Here is a 15276-nt window from a genome sequence, read left to right as displayed (position 1 = left end):
TCAGGTTTCTCATGGAGGGTTGAAACAGTATGACGGTGTCCAAGAACAAGCCGCAGCAGGGCTCCACCCAATCGAAGGCCCGGTTGCTGACATTTCTGGCTGTCATCACCACCGCGGTCGCGGCGGTGGTGGTCGGCCTCACCCTGTACCTGCAATGGGTGGACCGGGGGCAGCTGGAGGCCAGTAGCAGCCTGGAGCTGTCGCTGGCGGTTGTACGCGAGGAGGCCAGTGCTGCCCAACGCGGCCGTGAGGTGGCTGCGGGCCGGCTGGAGCGGGCGCTCAACGATGCCGGGCAGCGTGCAGCCGAGCTCGAGCAGGGCGACCCGCTGGCCGATTTCGGCGCCCCGCAGCAGCTGCGCAGCGCCCGCCAGCAGGTGGCTGCGGAGCTGACCGCGCTGGAGGCCGCCGGCCAGGGGCTCTTGTCCGAGCTGGAAGTGGCCGGGCAGATGGAGGAGCCCGGCTCCGCGCTGGTAGAGGCCGCCGGGCGCTTGTATGACACCAGCCGGTCGATCCAGGAGCCGGCCGGCGAATTGAGCGGGCTGCTCCGGCAGGTCTCGGACGGCCGTTGGCTGCATCCCGTCGTGGCGGCCGGCGTTGGTGGGCTGGCGCTGCTCTTCCTGATGGCCGCAGCGTTGTTCTCCACCCGGGTGTTCCGCGAGGTGCTGGAAGCCCGCGCCCAGGACAAGCGCCGGGTCGACGAGGAGTCTCGGCGTAACCAGGAGGCGATCCTCAAGCTGCTCGACGAGATCGAGGACCTGCGTGAGGGCGATCTGCGCACCCAGGCGTCGGTGGGCGAGGAGATCACCGGCGCCATCGCCGACGCCTTCAACGACGCCATCGACAACCTGCGCAGCCTGGTGGCCACCATCAACCGCACCGCCGAGCAGGTCTCCTCCTCGGCCCAGCAGACCCAGGCGACCGCCATGCACCTGGCCGAGGCGTCCGATCACCAGGCGCAGCAGATCACCTCCGCCTCCGGTGCCATTGAGGACATGGCCACCTCCATCGACCAGGTATCGCGCAACGCCGAGGAATCCGCCCGGGTGGCGCAGCAGGCGGTGGATATCGCCACCAAGGGTGCCGAAACGGTGCGCGCCACCATCGAGGGCATGGACACCATCCGCGAGCAGATCCAGGAGACCGCCAAGCGCATCAAGCGGCTGGGTGAGTCCTCCCAGGAGATCGGCAACATCGTGGAGCTGATCAACGACATCTCCGACCAGACCAACATCCTCGCCCTGAACGCCTCCATCCAGGCGGCCATGGCCGGCGAGACCGGTCGCGGCTTCGCCGTGGTGGCGGACGAGGTGCAGCGCCTGGCCGAGCGCTCCGGTAACGCCACCAAGCAGATCGAGGCGTTGGTCAAGACCATCCAGACCGATACCAACGAGGCGGTGCTCTCCATGGAGCAAAGCACCGCCGGGGTGGTGGAGGGCGCCCAGCTGGCGGAGAACGCGGGCGATGCCCTGCGCGAGATCGAGTCCGTCTCCAATGACCTGGCCTCACTGATCCAGAGCATCTCCGGCGCCTCCCGTCAGCAGGCGGATGCCGCCGCCAACGTGTCCGATACCATGAAGGTCATCCAGGAGATCACCCACCAGACCTCCGCGGGTACCAACGAGACGGCCAACTCCATCGGTAACCTCACCGGCCTGGCGCGCGACCTGCGCAGCTCCGTGGCCGGCTTCAAGCTGCCGGAAAATGACTGAGCACAACGCCACCGATCGTAGTGGCCTGAACTGGGTCAAGAAGGAACTCGACGAGACCCTGCGCCAGGCCGCCGACGCCCTGGAAGCGGCCAGTGAGGACAGCGAGGCGCTGGACGAACTGGAGGTCTGCCAGGCCGGGCTCCACCAGGTCCGCGGCATACTGAACATGCTGGGGCTGAAGGGCGGGCAACTGCTCACCGAGGAGATGGAGCGGGTCTCCCGGGGGTTGCTCGACGAGGCCCTCAGCGACCCGGTACCGGCGCAGGAAACGCTCATGCGGGCGCTGTTACAGCTGCCGGATTACCTGGAGAAGGTCCAGTCCGGGCGGCTGCGCGACCACCCCGGCCACGTCCTGCCCCAGATCAACGAACTGCGCCAGGCCCGTGGTGTGGAGCCGCTGCCCGTCAGTGCCTACTTCCAGCCGGACCTGGATGTCAGCAGCGATCGTCACCGCCGCCACACGGGGGGCGAGCAGGGCACGACCCTGGCGGCCACGGCGCGGCGTCTGCGGACCCCGTATCAGCGGGCCCTGCTGGGTGTGCTGCGCTCCGACTCACCCCGCGATGACCTGCTGGCCCTGCGCCAGATCCTCGATGAACTGGACCTCTCCTGCGGTGATGACCAGCGCGGCGCCCTCTGGTGGATCGCTGGCGGGCTGGTCGAGGCCCTGGAACACGGGCTGTTGCGGCTGGACCATCAACTGCGCCGGCTGCTTGGACGGGTGGACCGCGAACTGCGCCGGGTGGCGGAAACCGGCCAGGATGACCAGTCGACCGACACCCGGGCGGAACTGCTGCGGGAACTGCTCTACCACGTTGCCCGCGCCCATCCGGAGACCGAGCGCATCAAGACGATCCAGCAGCAGTACCGGCTGGCGGATCACCTGGAGCAGCTCCCGGACGATGAGGGCCGTGCGCCCAATCGGGAAGTGGTGGAAGCGGTGGTGGGTGCCCTGCGCGAGGACATCGCCTCCGCCAAGGACGCCCTGGACCTGTTCGCCCGCTCCGACGGGCAGGACCAGGAGCGGTTGGAGGTCCTTGAGGAGATCCTCGCCCACGTGGGCGATACCCTGAGGATGCTCGGCCTGGACCTGGCCGCTTCGGTGGTGCGCGATCAGATCAACACCGTGGCCGGGATCCGCCGGGGAGAGGTGGACTCAGGGGAGTACCAGCTGGGCCAGGTGGCCCAGGCGCTGCTCTACGTGGAGGCCGCCCTTCAGAGCCTGGTCTACCGCACCACCGGCATTGGCCCGGCCCGCAGCGCGACCCGGGCGCAGGCGCCCGGAAAGGACCCGAGCCGGACCGAGCAGGCGGTCTTCCAGTCCGAGTACCAGCAGGTCTTCAGCCATGCCCTGGGCGAGGCCCTGACCGAGTTCGAGCGGGCCAAACAGGCGCTGATCCGGTACAGCAACAGCTTCGGTGCCGACACCCTCAAGGAGGCGGACGGGAGCCTGGAAGGCATTCGCGGCCTGTTGCGGATGACCGGGCTGGAGCGGGCGGACGAGCAACTGCAGCGCATCCAGGCACTCCTGCGGGAGCGACTCCTGCCAGAGCAGGCCGAGACGCCTGCCCCGGAACTGCTGGATCTGCTGGCGGACGCGGTCACCGGCCTGGAGTATTACCTGGAGGGGATCGCGGAGGACCGCGCCAACCGGGATCAGGCCCTGGACGTGACCGATGACGCCGTCGCGCGCTTGAGCGAACGCCTGCCGGTCCCGGGGGAGGCCCAGGGGGCCGAACCCGGCATGGCCCGCGCAAGCCTGCCGGAGGAGGCCTCGGCCCCCGGTACCGAAGAAGGGGCGGAGCCCCCGGACGAGCCGGAACCCGGGCCGGTGGAAGTGGCACAGCCGGATGCCGGTCCGGAGGGTGCCGGGGAGCAGGAGGACGCGGCTGCAGAGATGGCGCCGCCCGTAACGCCGGCAACCGACAGCGCGCCGGCCGCGGCACCGGGTTCGCCCGAATCGCCTGCCCCACAGCCGGCAACCCCCCGCCGTAATGCCAGCGCGCCCGACCCCCAGGTGCCGCTGCTTTCCGAAGAACTGGATCCGGAGATCGTTGAGATCTTCCTCGAGGAGGTGGGCGAACTGGCCGGCCCCTTGCGGGAGGCCTATAAGCGCTGGCACCGAAACCCGGACGACCAGGACGCCCTGGTGGAAACCCGCCGCACCTTCCACACGCTCAAGGGTAGTGGCCGTCTGGCCGGCGCCCTGTTGCTGGGCGAGATGGCCTGGGGCGTGGAGAACCTGCTCAACCAGGTGATGGGCGGCAAGGTGGCCCCGGGGCCGCAGGTCTACTCCGTGGTCGGCGAGGCCCTGGAGCGCCTCCCGGGCCTGGTCGCCCACCTGCGCGATGGCGCTGAGCCACCGGTCGAAGTCCGGCCGCTGATTCGCCGGGCCGCGGTGCTGGCAGACCCCTCGCTGGATGAGGTATTGCCCCCGGCCGAGACGGTGGAAGCCCCGACCGGGCCTGCGACCGGTGAGGGCGATGCCCCCGACCGGGCGCAGGAGCCGCCGCCAGAAGGCGCCCCGGAGCAGGACCGGGAGGAGCCCCCGGTGGAGGTGTCGCTGCCGCCGCTCGACTTCGAGGAGGGGCTTGCCCCCGGGGAGGCGCTGCCGGTCGATCAGGGCTCCGGGCCTGACGCGGACGGCACCACCGGGCCTGCTGCTGATGATGACACCGGTGCCGAATCCACCGACGACGCGTGGGACTTCGGCGATCTGACTCTGTCGGATGAGCCGGTCGGGCTCGGGGAAGTGGCTGACGATGACGCCGGGCTGGCGGAGCCGCCGGGCCGGGCCGCAGCGGACGAACCAGAGGCTGGGGAGCCTGCACCTGATAAGCCCGCCACGGAGGAGCAGGCACCCTCCGGAAGCCAGTCCCCGGCTGAGCCGGAGGCTGCCCGGGTAGCAGAGGCGGCAGAGGCGGCGGACCAGAGCGTTGATCCGGCACTATTGGAGATCTTCCACAGCGAGGCCGAGACCCACCTGGCCACGGTCCGGGAGTTTGTCGGGCGCTGCCATACCGAGGGCGTCTGCGAGATCGACAAGGGGTTGAACCGGGCGCTGCATACCCTGGTGGGCAGCGCGCGCACCGCCCGGATTGACGGCATGGCCCGCCTGGGCCGGGCCCTGGAGACCTTGGCCCGGCACCGGATGGAACTGCGGCAGCCCCTCAGTCCCCCCGAAGTGGACGCCTTCAGTCGCGGCGTGGACCTGCTTCACCGCTACGTGGAGGGGGCCGGGGTGGCCAGCGCCGAGTTGCCGGACGACGAGTCGGCGGAACTGGTCGCCGAGCTGGAGCAGATGGACAGCCCGCAGGAGGCGCCGGTCGGAGCGGAGGCGGAGGCCGGTGGCGCCGCGGAAGACGGGCGCCGCTGGACCGCCGATCCCGAGATGGACCCGGACCTGGTGGGGCTGTTCACGGAGGAGTCCGAGGATATCCTCGAATTCCTCGAGACCACGGTCCACAACTGGGCATCGCAACCGGCGACCGGAGGCGCGCTGCAGGAGGTCCATCGCTCGCTCCACACCCTGAAGGGCGGTGCGCGCTTGGCCGGTTTCCAGACCATGGGCGATCTGTGCCATGCGTTGGAGTCCAAGGCCTCCGAGGTCGCGGACTATCCCAGCGCGGCGGACGAAGAGTACTTCGCCCTCCTCAATGCTGGCCTGGACCGCCTGGTGGAGATGACCGAGGAGGTCAAGAACGGTTACTGGCCGCAGGCAGACGAGGCCTTGCTGGCCCGGATCCGCGGCGAGGCGCCCCCTGCCGAGGCCGAGGCGCCGCCGGAGGCACCGGATGCCGGCGCCGAGCAGCGCCCGGCGCCGCTACCGGATGAAGCAGCGACGGCCCCGCCCGCCGAAGAGGACGCCCGGGCGGACTCGCCAGCGCCCGCCCCCGAGGCGGCGGAGTCACCGGAGCTACCGGAGGCCGATGAGCCCCCGGTGCAGCCCGAGGCCCCAGAGTCGCGGGTAGAGGCGCCAGAGCCTCCGGTCGAGACCCCGGAGCCGCCGGTCGAGGCCCCAGCGACCCGGGAGGAGCGCTCCGCCGAGGCAACAGACACCCTGAACGCCCCGAAGGGACCGGACGAGCCACCGGCCGTGGCCGACGCGCCGACACTGGAGCCAGAGCCAGAGCCAGAGCCAGAGCCAGAGCCAGAGCCCGCGTCGCAGGCCACCCCGGATGCCGGGGTCAGTCCGCAGCCGGTGATCACCGACGAACCGCCTGCCACCACCGAGCCTGCCGACGAGGCGTTCCAGGCGGACGCCGTCCCGCCGGAGCCGGAGCCGGTCGATGCGGCCCGGGCGGAGACCCCGGCAGGGCAGCAGGACGTGGTCCGGGTGCGCTCCGACCTGCTCGACCAGCTGGTCGGGCACGCGGGGGAGGTCAGCATCGTCCGGGCCCGGCTGGAGCAGAACAACGGCGCGCTGCGCTTCAACCTCAACGAACTGGACGAAACCGTAAACCGCCTGCGCCAGCAGCTGCGCGACCTGGAGATCGAGACCGAGGCCCAGATCCTCTACCGGTTTAACCGGGACAACGAGGATGCCCGCCGCACGGAGTTCGACCCGCTGGAGCTTGATCGCTTCTCCCACATCCAGGAGCTCTCCCGCGCCCTGGCGGAGAGTGTCTCCGACCTCTCCAGCCTGGAGGAGATGCTGGTTTACCTCTCCCGCGAGTCGGAATCGCTGCTCACCGATCAGGCACGTCTGAACGCGGAGATGCAGGACGGGCTGATGCGGACCCGCATGGTCCCCTTTGCCAACCTGCTGCCGCGCCTGCGCCGGATCATGCGCCAGACGGCACGGGAGCTGGGCAGGAAGGCGGAGCTGAAACTGCTCGGCAGTCAGGGCGAGCTGGACCGCACCGTGTTGGAGCGGCTTACACCACCGCTGGAGCACATGCTGCGCAACGCCCTGTCCCACGGCATCGAGACCCCGGAGGAGCGCCAGGCCGCAGGCAAACCGGTGGCCGGTACCGTCTCCCTCGACGTGTTCCGCGAGGGCGCCGATATCGTGGTCACCGTGACTGACGACGGGCGGGGTATCGACCCGGAGGCGATCCGGGCCAAGGCCGAGGCCGCAGGCCTGGTGCGTCCGGATGAAAAGCTCAGCCGCAAGCAGCAGCTGCGGCTCATCCTGGCCTCCGGCCTCTCCACCGCCGACCAGGTCACCCAGGTGGCGGGTCGCGGCGTGGGCATGGACGTGGTGGACACCGCGATCCGCGAGCTCGGTGGCAACCTGGAGATCGACTCCGAGCCGGGTCAGGGCAGCACCTTCACCATTCGCCTGCCCTTCACCCTGGCCATCAACCACGCGCTGCTCTGCGAGGTGGCCGAGCAGGTCTACGCGATTCCGCTCTCCAGCATCGAGGGCGTGGCGCGCATGGACCAGCAGGAGGCGCGCGAGCGGCTCGCCGACCCCAACGCCACAGAGTACGAGTTCGCCGGCAAGCGCTATGACCTGCGCAGCCTGCAGGCCCTGCTGGGGACCGGCAAGGCGCGACTGCCGGACGGCAACCGGCCGGTACACCTGCTGCTGGTCAACGCCGGTCGCAAGCGGCTGGCGCTGCAGGTGGATGCCATCCTGGGGAACCAGGAGATCGTGGTGAAATCCGTGGGGCCGCAGATCAGCTCTGTGCCCGGCATCTACGGCGCGACCGTCATGGCGGACGGCCGCGTGGTGCTCATCCTGGACGTCTCCGCGCTGGCGCGCATGGACGTCGAGCAGGGCGCGGCACCGGACTGGGTCGCCGAGGGAGAGGACCTGTCGAGCCAGGTGTCGGAACGCCCGCTGGTGATGGTGGTGGACGACTCCATCACCATGCGCAAGGTGGCCGCCCGACTGCTGGAGCGTAATCGCATGGACGTGGTGACAGCGCGTGACGGGATGGATGCGCTGACCCAGCTGGAGCAGCAGGTGCCCGATATCATGCTGCTCGACATCGAGATGCCGCGCATGGATGGCTACGAGCTCGCCACCCACATGCGCAACCGGCCTGAGCTCCGCGAGGTGCCGATCATCATGATCACCTCCCGGGTGGGCGCGAAGCACCGGCAGCGGGCCGAGGATATCGGCGTCAACCGCTACATGGGCAAGCCCTACCACGAAGGTGAACTGCTGGAGGCAATCCGGGAACTACTGGAGGGTGAGCGGCCCCGGGACGAGGAGCAGCTGACATGAGCGAAACGGACATCCACAACCCCGGGGCCATGGCCCTGACCGGCCAGGTCGCCGACCAGGCGGACCTGATCCCCTCCATGCTTGTGGATGCCGGGCGTACCGAGTTGCTCCTGCCCGGTTCCGTGGTGGCGGAGGTGACCACCTGGGTCACGCCCGAGGCCTATCCCATGCAGGTGCCGGAGTGGTTACTGGGGGCGTTCACCTGGCGGGAGATGACGCTCCCCCTGGTGGCGGTGCAGTGCTTTGCGCACGGCGTGGAGCAGCCGGAGCCGGGTCCGTCCAGCCGCATCGTGGTGGTCAAGGGGCTGAAGCATAACCGGGATCTGCCCTACTTCGGGGTGGCGGCCGAGGATATCCCCCGCCTGGCGGCGATACGGCGGGATAACCTGCGTGACCCGGAGGAGACGGAGCCGGCGGAGCGGGAACTGCCCGGACGCCCGGTAATGGTGGCCGGGGCGCCGGCGCTGATCCCGGACCTGACGTTGGTGGAGGACCGCCTTTTGGATGCACTGCCCCCGGGCGGCGTGGCCAGCAAGCCCTCCGCTTAGGGCGCAGGCGGCGCCGCAACGCGGCTGAGCGTGGCCCCGCTCAGCCGGCCAGGTCGCCGTGCAGCAACTGCAGTGCTGCCAGCGCCGTGATGCCGGCCGTCTCGGTGCGCAGGATCCGCGGCCCCAGGCCCACCGCCTCGGCCCCCTGGCCAACGGCCTTTTCCACCTCCGCCTCGGAGAGCCCCCCTTCCGGTCCGATCAGCAACCACGCGGCCTTCAGGTGGGACTGCTGGCGTGCCAGCGCCTGGAGCGACCGGCCGCCGGGCGCCAGCACCAGCCCCTGACCGGCCGTGTCCAACCCGGACCAGGCGTCTGCCAGCGGCTGCGGGGCGGCCACTTCCGGCACCCGGTTGCGCCCACACTGCTCGCAGGCGGCCACCGCCACCCGCTGCCAGTGTTGCTGCCGCTTGTCCTGGCGTTTGCTGTCCAGCTTCACCACGCCCTTGTCGGTGAAAACTGGCAGGATCCGGCTCACCCCCAGCTCCACCGCCTTCTGCACGGTGAAGTCCATGCGCTCCCCGCGAGCGATGCCCTGCACCAGGGTGAGGGTCAGCGGCGACTCCCGCTCCACCGGGTCGTGGGCGAGCACCGTCACCTGCGCTTCACGCCGCGCCAAGGCCTCCAGCCGGGCCGGGTACTCGCCGCCCTCGCCGTTGAACAGCACCAGCGGGTCCCCGGGGCGCAGGCGGAAGGCCCGCAGGTGGTTGGCCGCGGTCACCGGCAGCGTGCAGCCCTCGCCCGCGCTCAGTCGCTGATCGACGTGGATGCGGGGCGCGCTCATGGGCGGGTGGCCAGGTCGATGCCCTCGGTGGCCACGCGGGCCAGGTGGCGGATCTGCTCCGGGGTGATCACGTAGGGGGGCATCAGGTAGACCACGCTGCCGAGGGGGCGCATCAGCGCCTCGTTCTTCAGTGCGTGTTGGTAGACGATCATGCCCCGGCGCTCTTCCCAGGGGTAGGGCTCGGGCTTGGCCTTGTCGGGCACCATCTCGGCAGCCAGCACCATGCCGGTCTGGCGGACCTCGCCCACGTGGGGGTGGTCCGCCAGGTGCGCAAAGGCCTCACCCATCTCCCGGGCCAGTTCCCGGTTGCGGGCGATGACGTCCTCCTGCTCGAACAACTCCAGGGTGGCCAGGGCGGCTGCGCAGGCCAGCGGGTTGCCGGTGTAGCTGTGCGAGTGGAGGAAGGCGCGCAGGGTGGCGTAGTCGTCGTAGAAGGCCTGGTAGATCCGGTCGTGGGTCAGCACCGTGGCCAGCGGCAGGTAGCCGGCGGTCAGCCCCTTGGACAGGCACATGAAATCGGGGCTGATGTCCGCCTGCTCACAGGCGAACATCGTGCCGGTGCGGCCGAAGCCCACTGCGATCTCGTCGGCGATCAGGTGCACCCCGTGCCGGTCGCACGCCTCGCGCAGCAACTCCAGGTAACGGTGGTGGTACATCCGCATGGTGCCGGCGCACTGGATCAGCGGCTCGACGATGACCGCGGCGGTCTCGTGAGCGTGCCGCGCCAGGGCCGCTTCCATGTGGGCGAACATGCGCTCCGCGTGCTCCTCCCAGGTGGTGCCCGGCTCGCGGAGGAAGGCATCCGGGGAGGGGACGGTGATGGCCTCCATGAGCAGCGGTTTGTAGGTCTCCTTGTAGAGAGAAACATCGCCCACGCCCAGGGTGCCCAGCGTCTCGCCGTGGTAGCTGTTGGACAGGGTGATGAACTTGCGCTTCTCCGGCTGACCGCTGTTGCGCCAGTAGTGGTAGCTCATCTTCAGGGCCACCTCCACGGCGGAGGAGCCGTTGTCGGTGTAGAAGCAGCGGCTGAGCCCGGGCGGGGTGATCTGCACCAGCTTCTCGGACAGCCGCACCACCGGCTCGTGGGAGAACCCGGCGAGGATGACGTGCTCCAGCTCGGCGGCCTGGCGCTGCACCGCCCCGCTGATGTGCGGGTGGCAGTGGCCGAAGAGGTTGACCCACCAGGAGCTGATGGCGTCGATGTAGCGGTTGCCGTCGAAGTCCTCCAGCCAGACCCCCTCGCCCCTCTTGACCGGGATGAGGGGGAGCCATTCGTGGTCCTTCATCTGCGTGCAGGGGTGCCAGAGGACATCCAGGTCGCGTTTGACGATATCGCTGTTGTTCATGGGTATCGGTCAGGTTCGGTGTGGGTGTGAGCGTCCAGTCAGCCGCTCAAGGCCTTCACGAAGACCCGCGAGGCGCGGTCCTGATCGTAGGCCCGGCGGCGGGCGTCCGGCAGGTCGGCCGGGGTGGCGGGTTCAAACCCGCGCTCCTGAAACCAGTGGGCCGTGCGGGTCGTCAGCACGTAGAGCCGGTCCAGCCCCTCGGTGCGGGCGTCGGCCTCCACCTGGGCCAGCAGCGCGTCCCCCCGGCCGCCGCCGCGGTAATCCGGGTGGACGGCGAAGCCCGCCAGCTCGCCCGTGGTGGAGCCGGGAATGGGGTAGAGCGCCGAGCAGGCGATGATGCTGCCGTCCCGCTCGATCACGATGAAGTGCTCGATGTCCGTTTCCAGCAACTCCCGGGGCCGGCTGACCAGGGTGCCGTCCCGCTCCAGCGGCTCCAGCAGCGCAACAATACCCGGCACGTCCTCCGGGGTTGCCCGGCGCTGGGTCTCGAACCGCTCCGGGGTCACCAGGGTGCCTACACCGTCCCGGGTGAACAGCTCCAGCAGCAGGGCGCCGTCCCGGTGCCGGTCGAGCAGGTGGACGCGGTGCACGCCGGAGCCGCAGGCCCGCAGCGCGCGGGTCAGCAGACGGCGGGTCTCGTCGGTCAGGCAGGAGGGCGGGGCGTTCAACAGGGCGCGCACCTGGCTGAGGGTCATCTCCCCCACCGGCTCGCCCTGCTCGTCGCAGACCGATTCACCCTCCTGCAGGAAGATCAGCTTGTCCGCCCGGAGTGCCCGCGCTGCCTCCAGCGCCACCTCGTCGCCGGCCAAGTTGAAGACCTCGCCGGTGCGCGAGCAGCCCAGGGGGGAGAGCAGCACGATGTCGCCATCGTCCAGCCGGGCGCGGATGGCTGGCGCATCCACCCGGCGCACCTCGCCGGTGTGCTGGTAATCCACGCCGTCGCGCACGCCCAGGGGGCGGGCGGTGACCAGGTTGCCCGAGGCCAGGCGCAGCCGCGCCCCGGCCATGGGGGAGTTGGACAGCCCCATGGTAAACAGGGCCTCGATCTCCAGGCGCACGGCGCCCACGGCCTCTTTTACGCAGGCCAGGGCGGCATCGTCGGTGATGCGCAGGCCGTTGACGTAGCGCAGCTCCGCGCCCCGTTCGCGCAGGCGTGCCTCCACCTGTGGGCGGGCACCGGGCACCAGCACCAGGCGGACCCCGAGGCTGGAGAGCAGGGCCAGGTCGTGGATGATGTCCGGGAAGTCGCCGTCCTGAAGCGCGGCCCCGGAGAAGGCCACCACGAAGGTGCGCCCCCGGTGGGCGTTGATGTAGGGGGCGCTGTTGCGGAACCACCGGACGTAGAGCTCCGGGTCGAGGTCACTGGTTTTCATGGGGCCGATCCGTCGGTTGCGTTCAGGCGGGCTCGATGCAGAACTGCCGGATCAGTCGTCGCAGATGGGCCACGGTCGGCTCCAGGCGGTCCAGGGCCAGGTACTCGTCGGGTTGGTGGGCCTGGGCGATGTCCCCGGGACCCATGACCACCACGTCCAGGCCCATGTCCCGGAGGAAGGGCGCCTCGGTGCCGAAGGACACGGCCTCGGCCGGGAAGCCGGTGAGCGACTCGCTGGCTCGGACGATCTGTGCCGCCTCCGGCGTGGCCATCGGCTGTAGGCCGGGGAACAGCGAACGCAGGTGCAGGTACTGGGCCTCCTCGCCCAGCGCGGCCTCCAGCCGCTGGCGCAGCAGGTAGCGCAGTTCCTCCAGGCCCATCCCGGGCAGCGGGCGAATATCGATATGCAGCTCCGCCTGGCCGCAGATACGGTTCGGGTTGTCGCCGGCGTGCAGGTGGCCCAGGTTCATGGTCGGCACCGGCACATCGAACTGGGCGTCCTGGTACTGGGCCTGCAGCTCACCCCGCCAGGTCAGCAGCTCGTTGAGTACCCGGGTCATCAGCTCCAGGGCGTTACGGCCCAGCGCCGGGTTGCTGGAATGACCGGAGTGGCCCTCGATGCGAATGGCCTCCATCATCATGCCCTTGTGGGCGCGCACCGGGCGGCCGTTGGTGGGCTCGCCGATGATGGCGTGACGGCCCAACGGGCGCTGGCTGTCCACCAGCGCCCGCGCGCCGGTCATGCCCGACTCCTCGTCGGCGGTGGCCAGCAGCACCAGGGGCTGTTTCAGGTCCTGCGGACGGAGGCCGCGGGCGGCCTCCAGTGCCAGGCCCAGGAAGGACTTCATGTCGGTGGTGCCCAGGCCGTAAAGCCGCCCGTTGCGCTCGGTGAGCACAAAGGGGTCGGAGGTCCACAGCTCTCCGTCATAGGGCACGGTATCGGTGTGGCCGGAGAGCACCAGCCCTCCGGGGCCGCGGCCCAGCGTGGCGATGAGATTGGCCTTGTCCGGATGCCCCGGCACCGGCTGGATCTCGCAATCGAAGCCCGCGGCCTCCGCCCAGCCGGCCAGCAGATCGATGACGGCACGGTTGCCCTGGTCGAGGTCCGGGTCAACGCTGCTCACCGAGGGGGTGGCGATGAGCCCCCTCAGCATGTCCATCAAGGCTGGCGCTTCGCTCATGGCCGCTCCGTTGCTGCTGGCTGGGTGAATGCGGATGCCTACAGCGTATCACCCCAGCCCCGGCGGCGCTTCCAGCGGATCCGCGGCAGAATCAAGCCGAGGATCAGTCCCCCAAGGAGCACACCGGCACCGGCAAGGAACCAGTCCCGCTGAGTCTGGCGGGTCAGTGCAGCCTTGTCCGCCTCCAGGTCGCGGATCTCCTCCTGCAGGTCCGCTATGGTGCCCTGCAGCCGCTGGTGCTCGTCAGCCAGTTCCAGCCCCTCGCTGGCGTCCTCCAGCCGGGCCTCGAGCCGGTCGCGCTCCGCCTCGAGTTCCTCAACGCGGCTGGCGAGGGCCTCGGCCTCCTCGCGGGCCTCATCCATTCGCGCCGCCATCTCGTCGCGCTCCTCCTCGGCGGCCTCGACCCGTTGGTTGGCCTCCTCCAGCTGCTCCCGGGCGCTCGGGTTGTTCATCAGGTTTTCGGTCTGGATCCAGCCGTCGCGGCCCTGGGGGTCGCGGACCTGGGTCCAGTCACCGCTGGTGTCCAGGACCTCGAGCTGGGTGCCGGAACTGACAAAGCGCAGGATGCGGTGTTGGTTGCTGGGGCCGCTGCGTTTGGCCACCTCCAGCTCGTCACTGACGTAAACCTGGGCGTGGGTGGCGGTCAGCGGCAGCGCGCTGAGCATGAGGATCAAGAGCAAGCAAATCCGGCGCACCGGGGCAACCTCCAGCAATGGTTTTGCGGGTGAGTCGGGCCATCCGAGACCCGGAATCGGCCGGTGCCGCCAGCGACGGACCGGAGCGGAGAGTTTAGCGGAAGGGCCGTCCGGTAAAAACCGTGGTGCAGCGGGGCACTTGCGTGCGGCTGCCCGAGACGGCGGTGGCCTCGTGCCGGTGGCGGTGAGACAATGCCCGGCCCGCCCGGTTTGCCGATCCATTCGAGAGGAGGTGCCATGACTGAGACCCTGCCCGCATTACGCCTGAAAAAGGGCGAGGACAAGCGCCTGCGTGCCGGTCACCTGTGGGTGTTCAGCAACGAGGTGGACACCGACGCGACACCTCTTAAGGCCTTCGCGCCGGGGGATGGCGCGGTGCTTGAGGACAGCCGCGGCCGGGTCCTGGGTACGGTGTACGTCAACCCCGGCTCGTTGATCTGCGCCCGGCTGGTGAGCCGCGACAGCCGCTACCGGCTGGATGAGTCGCTGCTGGTCCACCGGTTGAAGATGGCGCTGGCGCTGCGCGAGCGCTTGTTCGAGCAGCCCTATTACCGCTTGGTGCATGGCGAGGCGGACGGGCTGCCCGGGCTGGTGGTGGACCGCTTCGGCGATGCCTGCGTGGTGCAGGTGAACACCGCGGGTATGGAGCGGGTGCGCGATAGCATTGTCACGGCGTTGGCGCGGGTGCTGGGCGAGGGCCCGGTGTTGCTGCGCTGTGACAGCGCGGTCCGGCAACTGGAGGGCCTGGAGCGGTACCAGGTCTGGGGGAGCGGGCCGGAGCGGCAGACCCTGGAGGTGGTCGAGAACGGCGTGCAGTTCCGGGTACCGGCGACCAGCGGGCAGAAGACCGGCTGGTACTTCGATCACCGCATGAACCGGCAGGCGCTGCGCCCCTGGGTGTCCGGGCAGCGGGTGCTGGACGTGTTCAGTTACATGGGCGCCTGGGGAGTGCAGGCCGCGGTGGCCGGTGCCCGCGAGGTTTACTGCGTCGACAGTTCCGAGCAGGCGCTGGACGGGGTGGCGGAGAATGCGGCCCTGAACGGGGTGGCCGACCAGGTGGTGGGCGTTCAGGGTGATGCGTTCGATGCCCTGGCCGAACTGCGACAGGCGAACGAGCGCTTCGACGTGGTGGTGGTGGATCCGCCGGCGTTCATCAAGCGGAAGAAGGATTTCCGCCAGGGGTACAAGGCCTATCAGCGCCTGAACCGGATGGCGATGCAGTTGCTCGGCCGGGATGGCCTGCTGGTCACCGCGTCCTGCTCGGCCCACCTGCCCGAACAGCAGCTACTGGATGCGGCCCAGTCGGGTGCGCGGCACCTGGAGCGCAGCCTGCGCGTGGTGGCACTGGGCCACCAGGGACCCGACCACCCGGTACACCCGGCGATCCCGGAAACACGCTACCTCAAGGCGGCCTTCTGCCGGGTGTTGCCGGCGGGGAGTATGCCCTGACCGGGCCGGCGGCCGGG

General features: G+C 69.9%; 9 protein-coding genes. 4 read left to right on the top strand and 5 right to left on the bottom strand.

Features of this window, described 5'->3' with window-relative positions; genetic code table 11:
* Positions 1–29: 29 nt before the first annotated feature.
* From DFR31_RS06570 to DFR31_RS06560, 3 genes are read left to right on the top strand one after another with little or no spacing between them, the layout of a single operon-like run.
* Positions 30–1709, top strand: a complete 1680-nt coding sequence (locus DFR31_RS06570; RefSeq protein ID WP_121441805.1) for a methyl-accepting chemotaxis protein — start codon at positions 30–32, stop codon at positions 1707–1709.
* Complete coding sequence (locus tag DFR31_RS06565) at positions 1702–7887, top strand: Hpt domain-containing protein (protein ID WP_121441804.1); 6186 nt, start codon at positions 1702–1704, stop codon at positions 7885–7887. Before DFR31_RS06570 ends, DFR31_RS06565 begins: the two co-directional genes overlap by 8 nt.
* Positions 7884–8435 carry a chemotaxis protein CheW gene (locus tag DFR31_RS06560; RefSeq protein WP_121441803.1) on the top strand — a complete coding sequence of 184 codons (552 nt, stop codon included), beginning with the start codon at positions 7884–7886 and terminating at the stop codon, positions 8433–8435. Before DFR31_RS06565 ends, DFR31_RS06560 begins: the two co-directional genes overlap by 4 nt.
* A 40-nt stretch (positions 8436–8475) precedes the next feature.
* Here DFR31_RS06560 and DFR31_RS06555 read toward each other — a convergent pair whose 3' ends face one another.
* From DFR31_RS06555 to DFR31_RS06535, 5 genes are read right to left on the bottom strand one after another with little or no spacing between them, the layout of a single operon-like run.
* Positions 8476–9216 (bottom strand): 16S rRNA (uracil(1498)-N(3))-methyltransferase, encoded by a 741-nt coding sequence (locus DFR31_RS06555; protein ID WP_121441802.1) that lies wholly within the window; start codon positions 9214–9216, stop codon positions 8476–8478.
* The gene (locus tag DFR31_RS06550) at positions 9213–10562 is read right to left on the bottom strand and encodes an adenosylmethionine--8-amino-7-oxononanoate transaminase (RefSeq protein ID WP_121441801.1); all 1350 of its coding nucleotides are present in this window, start codon (positions 10560–10562) and stop codon (positions 9213–9215) included. Before DFR31_RS06550 ends, DFR31_RS06555 begins: the two co-directional genes overlap by 4 nt.
* A gap of 38 nt (positions 10563–10600) precedes the next feature.
* Entirely contained in the window at positions 10601–11935 is a 1335-nt protein-coding gene (gene argA / locus DFR31_RS06545) for an amino-acid N-acetyltransferase (RefSeq protein ID WP_121441800.1), read from the bottom strand.
* Positions 11936–11957: 22 nt separating this feature from the next.
* A complete protein-coding gene (argE, locus tag DFR31_RS06540) occupies positions 11958–13115 on the bottom strand; it encodes an acetylornithine deacetylase (RefSeq protein ID WP_121441799.1) in 1158 nt (385 codons plus the stop codon).
* 38 nt (positions 13116–13153) lie between these two features.
* A complete protein-coding gene (locus tag DFR31_RS06535; protein WP_170153614.1) occupies positions 13154–13810 on the bottom strand; it encodes a TIGR04211 family SH3 domain-containing protein in 657 nt (218 codons plus the stop codon).
* 237 nt (positions 13811–14047) lie between these two features.
* Between DFR31_RS06535 and DFR31_RS06530 the strand changes: the two genes are divergently transcribed.
* Positions 14048–15259 (top strand): class I SAM-dependent rRNA methyltransferase, encoded by a 1212-nt coding sequence (locus DFR31_RS06530; protein WP_121441797.1) that lies wholly within the window; start codon positions 14048–14050, stop codon positions 15257–15259.
* The last annotated feature ends 17 nt before the right edge of the window (positions 15260–15276 follow it).

The organism is Alkalispirillum mobile (assembly GCF_003664325.1).
Classification (GTDB): domain Bacteria; phylum Pseudomonadota; class Gammaproteobacteria; order Nitrococcales; family Halorhodospiraceae; genus Alkalilimnicola; species Alkalilimnicola mobilis.
Note: the sequence above shows the minus strand (reverse complement) of the source record. Positions and strands in the feature narration are given on the sequence as shown.